Origin of the sequence: Paracidovorax wautersii, from assembly GCF_900113035.1 — a bacterium.
Taxonomy (GTDB): domain Bacteria; phylum Pseudomonadota; class Gammaproteobacteria; order Burkholderiales; family Burkholderiaceae_C; genus Paracidovorax; species Paracidovorax wautersii.
In genome coordinates, this window is the sequence record NZ_FONX01000054.1 from 1 (window position 1) to 1,409 (window position 1,409).

The 1,409-nt window shown below is 60.5% G+C and carries 1 protein-coding gene; it reads left to right on the forward strand.

The annotated features are described in order from the left end of the window. The first annotated feature begins 1 nt into the window (after position 1). On the forward strand, positions 2-1,408 hold the full coding sequence (locus BM070_RS23930) for an IS1182 family transposase (RefSeq protein ID WP_092942907.1): 1,407 nt from the start codon (positions 2-4) through the stop codon (positions 1,406-1,408). Position 1,409: the final 1 nt, after the last annotated feature.

Consider the following 1,409-nt stretch of genomic DNA (forward strand, 5'->3'; position numbering starts at 1 on the left):
ATTGCTGCCAGAGAGCCTGGATGACTTCATTGCACAGGACAACACGGTTCGAATCGTTGATGCCTTCATCAACGAGCTGGACCTGGTGGCTCTGGGGTTCCATGGTGCAACACCGGCTGCAACCGGCAGGCCCTCGTACCATCCCGCAGTGCTCCTGAAGCTGTATCTCTACGGCTACCTCAACCGCATCCAGTCCAGTCGCCGGCTGGAGCGTGAGTGCCAGCGCAACGTGGAACTGATGTGGCTGACCGGCCGACTCGCTCCCGACTTCAAGACGATTGCGGACTTCCGGCGCGACAACAGCAAGGGCATCCGCAACGTTTGCCGCCGCTTCGTGGTGCTGTGCCGCGAATTGAAGCTGTTCACCGAGTCCGTCGTGGCCATCGACGGCAGCAAGTTCAAGGCCGTCAATAACCGGGAGCGCAACTTCACGCCCGGCAAGATCGAGCGCCGAGAACGCGAGCTGGAGGAGAGCATCCAACGTTACCTCGATGCCTTGGAGACGGCAGACCGGACGCAGCCTGTGGAGATGCAGGCCAAGACCGAGCGGCTGCAAGGCAAGATCCAGAAGATGCGCCAACGCCTTCAAGGCCTGCAGGTGATCAAGGCGAAGTTGGAGACCGTGCCGGATCGTCAGATATCCCAGACGGATCCTGATGCGCGCGCCATGACCACCTACAGCGCCAAAGGCACGGCCATGGTGGGCTACAACGTGCAAGCTGCGGTAGACACCAAGAACCATCTCATCGTTGCCCACGAGGTCACGAACAACGGCAGTGACCGGGCGCAGCTCAGCCCGATGGCCCTGGCGGCACGCGATGCGATGGGCAAGCGGCGATTGAAGGCCATCGCCGACCGTGGCTACTACAGCGGCCATGCACTCAAGGCTTGTGAGGATGCCGGCGTTGCCGCGCTGGTTCCCAAGCCCATGACATCCAATGCGAGATTCGAAGGCCGATTCGATAAAACCGACTTCATCTATGTCGCTCGCGACGATGAATACCAATGTCCAGCAGGCCAGCGAGCGATCCGCCGCTTCAGCCGAGAAGAAGCTGGATTGCAGATCAGCATCTACTGGTCCAGCGCCTGCCCCGCCTGCGCCATGAAAGCGCAATGCACAACGAGCCAGTACCGGCGCATCAGGCGATGGGAACACGAGGAGGTCATGGACAGGGTCCAGCAACGGTTGGACCGGATGCCTCACGCCATGACGGTGCGCAAAAGCACCGTCGAGCATGTCTTCGGCACCCTCAAGCACTGGATGGGCTGGACGCACTTCCTGACTCGAGGCATCGAGAACGTGTCCACCGAAATGAGCCTGAGCGTGTTGGCGTACAACTTCAAACGCGTCCTCAGCATCCTGGGCTTCGAAAACACAATGAAGGCAATGCGCCTTTCGGGTGCCTAGG